The sequence below is a fragment of the Phocaeicola paurosaccharolyticus JCM 15092 genome (assembly GCF_000613805.1).
In the GTDB taxonomy this organism is placed as follows: Bacteria; Bacteroidota; Bacteroidia; order Bacteroidales; family Bacteroidaceae; genus Phocaeicola; species Phocaeicola paurosaccharolyticus.
Map to the genome: position 1 here is coordinate 38,410 of NZ_BAJR01000026.1, position 8,648 is coordinate 47,057.

Below are 8,648 nucleotides of genomic sequence, written 5' to 3' on the forward strand. Positions count from 1 at the left end.
CATTTCTATGAAAAGAAAAACTTATTGTTCATTAATGACATTATGTGCTGCAGGGTTATTCTCTGTAAGCTCTTTTGCTCAGGTTACAGAGGACTTCAAACCTGCTACAACAAACCAGCAAGGTAAACAATACCCTATGGTCAACTCACAAGGTTGCGTTCGTGAACAGGTATTAGCTCCTGAGGCCAACAGTGTAAAGCTAGACATTGGTGGTGTGAAGTATGAACTAAAGAAAGATGCTAACGGACTGTGGACTGGTGAATCTGCTCCACAAGATCAAGGTTTCCACTACTATCAGTTAAACATTGACGGAGCATCTGTTCCCGATCCAAACAGTCTCTATTTCTATGGAGCAGGTCGTTGGGGCAGTGGAATTGAGATTCCTGCCGATGATGAGGACTTCTTCCAGACAAAGAACGTAGATCATGGTGCGATGAGAGAGGTATATTACTACTCAAAAACAACTGATGCTGTACGCCACTGCTTCATCTATACTCCTGCATGCTACGATAATAATACCAACAAACGCTATCCTGTACTATATCTACAACATGGTATGGGAGAGAATGAATATGGATGGCCTAATCAGGGAAAGACAGCTGCCATATTGGATAATCTAATGGCAGACGGAAAGGCTGTTCCATTTATTGTAGTTATTGAGAATGGTCTTAACGTAAGCAAAGGAAATATGCCAGTTCAGCGTCCTCAAGGAGCACAGGGACAACGCCCTCAAGGAGTTCCGGGACAGCCTCCACAAGGAGCACCGGGACAACGTCCTCAGGGTGCACCGGGACAACGCCCTGGTGGATTTGGTCGTGGTTTCGCTAATGGATTCGAGAAGATTCTTATAAATGACCTTATCCCTATGGTAGATGCTAAATACCGTACTATAGCAGATAGCCAGCACCGTGCAATGGCAGGTCTCTCTATGGGAGGCATGCAGACAAGAACCATCACACTTACTAATCCTAAGACATTCTCGTATGTGGGAATATTCAGCGGTGGTGCAATCTCTGTAGAAGATGTTAATGGTTCTGAAGGATTCAAGGAGAACAACAAGCTTGTATTCATAAGCTACGGCAGCCGTGAACTTGAGAACCCACGTGGTGGTCAGGACCCTAAGGCTACTACTGAGGAGTTGAAGAAATCAGGAATCAACGCTCACTTCTATGTATCACCTCTTACAGCTCATGAGTGGCATTCATGGAGACGCAGTCTATACCAGTTCTCTCAATTGGTATTCAAATAACAAAATCAGTTATATCATAACAAAAATAGGAGCCTTAATAAGACTCCTATTTTTTGTTATATGTTCAGCATTTATTTCTTCTTGAAATCTCTGATCATGTAGTAAACCTGTTTAGGTTGATAGTTTGAATCTATGGTAAGTGGATAGTTACGAGCACCTAACCAAGAATCTCTATCGCTTAGGTTCCAGAAAGTAACACAGTCAATCACCTTCTTATTATCACGTAAGACTTTGAATAGATCTGTATATTTCTTCTCATGCATAGCTTTAATAGAATCGCTTATTTCCACACCTTCGCGGCTGAACTGAAGATGACCACCCATCTCCTTGTTAACACGGATATCAAGTTCTGTAAACTGAATACGTTTCACAAGTTTAGCATATTTCTTTATTGCAGCATCGATATTCTCCATACTTGGCTCATAGATGTTATAGTGACCCTGCATACCGATACCTGTGATAGGTACACCTGCGTCCTGCATCTTCTTAACCATGTTGTATATTCTATCGCGTTTACCAGGGTTGGCAGCATTATAGTCATTATAGTAAAGGATAGCTTTTGGATCAGCTTCATGAGCATATTCAAAAGCTTTAGCTATAAACTCATCACCTGCAATCTTGTAGAAAAGAGACTCGCGGTATGGGTTTTCAGCCTTATCATCATCTGTCATAGCTTCGTTAACAACATCCCAGCAATAGATAACGTCTTTGTAACGGTTGACGATAGTATGGATATGTTTTTTCATCCTTTCGAAAAGCACCTCTTTTGATACAAGGTTATTATTATCATCATAGAACATCCATTTACCTGTCTGGTTGTGCCAGATAAGACAGTGTCCGCGTAGTTTAATGCCGTTATTGCGAGCAAAATCTGCAATCTTATCAGCATTTTTCCAGTTGAACTCTCCCTCTTTAGGTTCAGTAGGCTGTGGTTTCATGTCGTTCTCAGCAGTAATACTGTTGAAGTTCTTTTTGATAAGTGCGATGTGTTCAGGTGTTGCAATATTTCTCATATTGACCGCTACACCAATTTTGAAGTACTTTTTGTAGGCATCTTTTAGGCCGTCATCACCGCCTTTTGCAGAGACATTACCTGTGCTAACTAACACTGCCATAGCACAAATAGAGATTTTCAGTAAATTTTTCATTTTTCCAATAGATTTAATTATGTTTTTCGGATAGCATTATTGTATAAAATACAATATGCAAACATAACCAAAAAAAGCTTACATATTAAATACAAAGCCGTTATTTGCAGCCAATTAAAGTTTATTTACATTTCAGCAGATTAATCTTTATAACTTGTTTTGTTTGAGGTGTAACTTTGAAACGATCATCACTACGTTCGTTTACAAGCCATACTATATTTTTACCACTGCAAACCACCAATTGTTTCTCTTTATCAAACAAAGAGAATTTCCTGTCGGTCATATAGTCGCTGACATTTTTCTTTCCCTTCATGCCGTAAGGAGTGAACTTATCTCCTCTCTCCCATTTGCGGATATAGAGTTCTCCATCAATCTTATCTGCATCTACATAACATACCTTGCTATCACGAGGTACCTTGAAAGATGAGTCAACTGTGATTCTTTCAATATTAAGTTCAGGCAGGTTCTCCACCTCTTGAACAGCTCTTATAATAATCATGTCACGGTCACGAAGGAGCTCATATTTCTCACTACGAAATAGCTTACCTGACTGCTCATGAATTACTGTTTCATATATATCATCGACCTGACTTGAGTTAAAACCGATACGATATAATATCTCAAACATCAGAGATTTAGGAGTCTTTTCTTTAAGTAGAGCTTTAATAGAGATACTACCATCAATCATCACTCTCTCTTTAGCATTTTCAATTTCAGAATTATAGATATCTGCAACTTCCATCAATCTTCTTGATGTCTCTGCAATCTTCTGAGAAGCCTGGGGATTGAGTTCAGACAACATAGGTAATATATTGAGACGGATCTTATTTCGCATATACTCATCCTGCATATTTGTACTGTCTGTTACATACTCCTGATTCAGAAAACTCAGGTATTCAAGAATATCCTCACGTCTCTTTTCAAGCATGGGACGAACAACATATCCGTTTTTCGGTTGAATACCTTTCAGTCCATTTATTCCGGTTCCTCTAACAAGATTAAGGATAAAAGTCTCGACACAGTCGTTTTCATTATGGGCAACAGCTATCACAGCAGCCCCACACTCCTCTCTCACCTTTTCAAACCATTCGTACCTCAGTTCACGTGCAGCCATCTCTATAGAGACATGCTTTTCCGAGGCATAAGCAGTAGTATCGAAGTCTATCTTATTAAGAGTAACTCCAAGTTTTGTACACAGGTCGCGAACGAAGTTCTCATCTCGCATAGACTCTTCGCCACGCAGATGGAAATTGCAGTGAGCTGCCTCACATCTATATCCCAGAGCCAACAGTACACGAAGCAGGCAGACCGAGTCAGCTCCACCACTCAATGCCACCAGAACCTTATCATTCTCATTAAAGAGAGATTTGGAATTAATAAATCTATATACGTCATGCTTAAACATATCACAAAATTATTGTTTTATAATTTGCTTACAAAAATAAAAGCTTAATAAACACATATTTTAATTATATATCTCAATCTCTTATTTAAAAACATTCTAAATAGTTTGCTTTATTATACACTATATTATATATTTGCAAAAATATCAATAGGATGCGTTTATCAGAGTTAAAAACAGGAGAAAAGGGCGTAATAGTCAAAGTATTAGGCCATGGTGGATTCCGCAAAAGGATTGTAGAGATGGGATTCATCAAGGGAAAAACTGTTGAGGTAGTCCTCAACGCTCCACTAAAAGACCCGATAAAATATAAGATACTAGGATACGAGATATCATTAAGGCGCAATGAGGCCGATATGATAGAGGTTGTCAGTGAGGAAGAGGCACGTAGCATAAACACTCCATACCATGGTTCTATGGAAGAGGAAATTGTTATGACCGATTCTGAAATGCTTGCACTTGCAAAAGGGAAGCGTAGAACTATCAACGTGGCACTCGTAGGGAACCCGAATTGCGGTAAGACATCACTTTTCAACATTGCATCCGGCGCTCATGAGCATGTAGGCAACTATAGCGGTGTAACAGTTGATGCCAAAGAGGGATTCTTCAACTTCCAAGGTTATACATTCCGTATTGTCGACCTGCCAGGTACATATTCACTATCGGCATATACTCCTGAGGAGATCTATGTGCGTAAGCATATCATCGAAGAGACACCAGATATCATCATAAACGTGGTCGATGCCTCAAATCTGGAGCGCAACCTCTACCTCACCACTCAGCTTATTGACATGAACGTGAGGATGGTCATCGCACTCAACATGTTCGATGAGTTAAAAGCCAGCGGTAACGAACTCGACCACGTAAAACTAGGTCAGTTGCTCGGTGTGCCTATCATCCCTACTGTCAGCAAGAGAGGTGAAGGAATAGATATGCTCTTTCACGTCATCATAGGTATTTACGAGGGCAGTGACTTCTTATCTCAGAAGATAAAGAAAGATGTGAAGAATGAGGTCATCGAGGAGTTCCTCGATTGGCACAAGGAGTATGCCAATGACCATGCTTTCGGTTCACATGAGGAAGAGAAAGATGAGAAGCCAAATAACATATATCGTCATATCCATATCAACCATGGTCCTGAGATTGAGGAGAGTATTGACAACCTTAAGAAGGTAGTTAGCAAGAATGAAGAAATACGCTACAAGTACTCCACCCGTTTCCTCTCAATAAAGCTTCTTGAAGGAGATAAGGATATTGAGAATGAGGTTAAAGAGTTGCCAAACAGCAAGGATATTTTTGCAGTACGCGATAAAGAGGCTGCTCATATAAAACTTGAGACTAAGGAGGATAGTGAGCAAGCTATCACCGATGCTAAATATGGATTCATTGCAGGAGCACTTCAAGAGACCTTTACAGATAATCATCTGCAGAAAGAGCAAGTTACAAGAGTCATCGACAGCATTGTAACCAACAAGATATGGGGATATCCTATCTTCTTCATACTCCTCTATCTTATGTTCGAGGGTACTTTCGTACTTGGCGACTACCCTATGCAGGGAATAGAGTGGATTGTCGCCCAGATAGCCAATATAGTACATGGCAACATGAGCGAAGGCCCTCTGAAAGATATGATAGTAGATGGAATTATAGGCGGAGTAGGTGGAGTAATTGTATTCCTTCCAAACATACTCCTTCTCTATTTCTTTATCTCAATGATGGAAGACTCAGGATATATGGCTCGTGCAGCCTTTATCATGGACAAGATAATGCATAAGATGGGACTTCACGGAAAGTCATTCATTCCCCTTATCATGGGTTTTGGATGTAACGTACCTGCCATCATGGCATCACGTACCATCGAGGACCGCAAGTCAAGGCTTATCACAATGCTTGTAAACCCTCTAATGTCGTGCAGTGCGCGTCTGCCTATCTACCTTGTACTTGTAGGAGCACTCTTCCCAAAATCAGCAAGTCTGGTGCTGTTAAGCATATATGCTACCGGCATTATCCTTGCAGTACTTATGGCACGTCTCTTCAGCAAGTTCCTTGTTAAAGGCGATGAAGCACCATTCGTTATGGAACTTCCTCCATATCGTATGCCGACAATGAAGAGCATGGTACGTCACACTTGGGAAAAGGGACAGCAATATCTCCGCAAGATGGGAGGAATCATAATGATAGCCTCAATAATAATATGGTTTCTGGGATACTATCCTAATCATAACAGCTACAACAGCGTAGCCGAGCAACAGGAGAACTCGTATATTGGTAAGATAGGAAAGACAATAGAACCAGCTATCAAACCATTAGGATTCGACTGGAAGCTTGGAATAGGTCTTCTTTCAGGAGTAGGAGCAAAAGAGCTTGTAGTAAGTACACTCGGTGTTCTCTACACCAATGAAGATCATAGAGAGAATGCAAATCTGTCTCAGAGGATAGATATCACTCCTATAGCAGGTCTGTCGTTTATGTTCTTTGTATTGATATATTTCCCATGTATTGCCACCCTTGCCGCTATAAAGCAAGAGTCAGGCAGTTGGAAATGGGCACTCTTTGCCGCCACGTACACCACTACCCTAGCCTGGATAGTCTCGTTTATAGTGTTTAATGTGGGTAAGTTGTTTTTTTGATAAAAAGTCAGTATAAAAAATTTATTGATTATGGGAATACAGCAGATAATAGTAATGATAGTGGCATTCGGTTGCATAGCATATGCCATATATCGTATCGTCCAATATTTCAGGGACATAAACAACAATAAGAACCCTTGTGAGGGCTGTACCTCCGATTGTGCCTTGCGTAATCTCAAGAAGGATTGCTCTCCCAAACGTAAAAATTGCTGTCATTGATGCCATATTTTTTGAATCAAGACTTGCAGGATTGAAAAATAGTTGTACCTTTGCATCCGCAATCGACGCTATAACGATAGCGAAACATGGTTCCTTGGATGAGTGGCTTAGTCAGCGGTCTGCAAAACCGTGTACGGCGGTTCGAATCCGCCAGGAACCTCTATAAGGCAAAAACCGCCAAAAAGCGGGTGATAGAAATATCACCCGCTTTTTGCGTTTTATACTGTTAATCAGCGTTTTACGCTCTCTCACGCACGTAGCACCATTTAAGGGATCATACCGAAATTATGAGGGATTGAAGATTTAAGCATAAATTTTGGATAATCTGAATAAGAAGAAAGAAATATCTCTCACTCCTCTGAGTTGCGCTCTAAATTGTTTGATTTTAGCATTAAAAGATTCGCTGGCCGCATTGGTTGCACGATTTCTAAAGAAAGCAACGATTCTTAGATAATGTGTTTGTATCGTTCTTGCAACTGTACCAAAAGAGAGGAATCCTGATTTGTCTACTTCATCATACCAATGTGCTAACTTTGTTAAAGCCACGTCAGCATGCCTTGACTGATGATAAATAAGCCCTAACCGCATACTTAAATAATATGCTTTCTTTATGTCAGGGTATTCCCTAAATAAGATAGTTGCGCGTTTACTTTGGGAGCTGTTCCAAGCTGTTTCTTTTTTGAATAGAAGGTAACGGCTTCTGGCAAGAAGTTGTTTATTTGTGTCTCCGTTTTCAAAAACAGAAGGTTTATATTGGATTCCACAAGCTTTGGAATGGCTAATCTCTATATTTTCTTTATCCATTGCCTCCCAGCGTGCTTTAATGCGCATTTCCTGTACGGCTTCAAAAGCCAATTGCTGTACATGAAAGCGGTCTATCACTTGCTTAGCACCAGGAAAACAAACTCGTGCTATCTGATTCATGTTAGAAGCTATGTCTAAAGTAATCTCACGTACCTGAAAACGTCTTTTTCGCGATAGTTTTAGTAGCACATTCGATACGGTTTTCACATCTGTTCCTTTAATCATGGCAATAATGCTTCCTTTCTTGCCTTTAGCTTCCTTATTGATAAGAATGGTATATAGCTCGCCACGTGAAAGGCTCGTTTCGTCAAGTCCTACATAAGCACCAATATTCTTCTCGAATAAGATCCAATCTTGTGCATGAGGAAGTTGTTCCCATTCTCTGTAATTACTAAGATGATTCTTATATTGTGATTCAAGTTGCTTGGCATCTAATCGATAGTGTTCAGCCAATGAGCTAATGCTTATGGCTCGAGAGTCGATCCATAGCTTCCATAGAACAGTTTTATAACAAATGGATAATCAGACATATACATAAATATGTTATGTTTTTTTAACTAGCTTCCGCAAGTTTCCTATTCAGCTTTTCTAAAGTATTCTCTAATCTGGCCATTTTGATTTTAATTAATTCCTTTTCGTCTATTCCAACTTTGCAAGGATCATATTCTATCTTCTTTTTTACGATGGTAAAGAATATTTTTGCAATCTTATGTGCAGTCGCAACATTTGCTTGTATACCTCCACTTTTAGCTTTCATTCGTCTATAATAATTTCCCATTTCACCCTTGTCACGTGATAACGGCGAAGCTGCAATTCTAAATATTTGGCCAACAAGATTTTTTCTCTTTGGCAGCTTACTTGATAATATTTTCCCTCCGGATATTTTATTATTTGGAACGAGATTGCACCAACTACAAAAATTTTCAGCTGTTTCAAATTTTTCTACGAAATCATGCCCGAGTTCACCTAACAGTTGCATTACTGCACTGTCTTTCAAGCCTGGGATATTAAAAACATTTACTCCCCACAAGCAATAAGCATACTGTTCAACATCAAATTTTGGAGCATTTTTAGAACGTGAATTCTTCTTTCTTTTATACCTATGTAAAGTAGAAAGATCGAAACTATCAATAACAGATTTATATTCATCCAAGAATGTTTGTATGACAATATCACATTCATTAATCTGTGACAAG

Annotated in this window: 7 protein-coding genes and 1 tRNA gene; 4 read left to right on the forward strand and 4 right to left on the reverse strand. The window is 39.7% G+C overall.

Features of this window, described 5'->3' with window-relative positions; genetic code table 11:
• Positions 1-7 precede the first annotated feature (7 nt).
• On the forward strand, positions 8-1,249 hold the full coding sequence (locus JCM15092_RS10695) for an alpha/beta hydrolase (protein ID WP_024994660.1): 1,242 nt from the start codon (positions 8-10) through the stop codon (positions 1,247-1,249).
• Positions 1,250-1,320: 71 nt separating this feature from the next.
• Here the strand turns inward: JCM15092_RS10695 and JCM15092_RS10700 are convergent, their stop codons facing one another.
• Complete coding sequence (locus JCM15092_RS10700) at positions 1,321-2,397, reverse strand: endo-1,4-beta-xylanase (RefSeq protein ID WP_024994661.1); 1,077 nt, start codon at positions 2,395-2,397, stop codon at positions 1,321-1,323.
• Positions 2,398-2,518: 121 nt separating this feature from the next.
• Positions 2,519-3,802 carry a tRNA lysidine(34) synthetase TilS gene (tilS, locus tag JCM15092_RS10705; RefSeq protein WP_024994662.1) on the reverse strand — a complete coding sequence of 428 codons (1,284 nt, stop codon included), beginning with the start codon at positions 3,800-3,802 and terminating at the stop codon, positions 2,519-2,521.
• Between the two features lie 152 nt (positions 3,803-3,954).
• Between tilS and feoB the strand changes: the two genes are divergently transcribed.
• The 3 genes from feoB to JCM15092_RS10715 all read left to right on the forward strand — a co-directional run bounded on the left by feoB (position 3,955) and on the right by JCM15092_RS10715 (position 6,808).
• Positions 3,955-6,429 (forward strand): ferrous iron transport protein B, encoded by a 2,475-nt coding sequence (feoB, locus tag JCM15092_RS10710; protein ID WP_024994663.1) that lies wholly within the window; start codon positions 3,955-3,957, stop codon positions 6,427-6,429.
• Between the two features lie 30 nt (positions 6,430-6,459).
• Positions 6,460-6,648 carry a DUF1206 domain-containing protein gene (locus tag JCM15092_RS17100; protein ID WP_148296647.1) on the forward strand — a complete coding sequence of 63 codons (189 nt, stop codon included), beginning with the start codon at positions 6,460-6,462 and terminating at the stop codon, positions 6,646-6,648.
• An 88-nt stretch (positions 6,649-6,736) separates the two neighbouring features.
• Positions 6,737-6,808 (forward strand) — tRNA-Cys (locus JCM15092_RS10715).
• Between the two features lie 143 nt (positions 6,809-6,951).
• On the opposite strand, the gene JCM15092_RS10720 is transcribed toward JCM15092_RS10715, so the two are convergent.
• Both JCM15092_RS10720 and JCM15092_RS16660 read right to left on the reverse strand, forming a co-directional pair.
• Positions 6,952-7,935, reverse strand: a complete 984-nt coding sequence (locus JCM15092_RS10720; RefSeq protein WP_439645910.1) for an ISAon1 family transposase — start codon at positions 7,933-7,935, stop codon at positions 6,952-6,954.
• A 70-nt stretch (positions 7,936-8,005) separates the two neighbouring features.
• Positions 8,006-8,648, reverse strand: a 643-nt coding sequence (locus JCM15092_RS16660) for a transposase (protein ID WP_024994665.1), incomplete at its 5' end; no start/stop codon positions are given.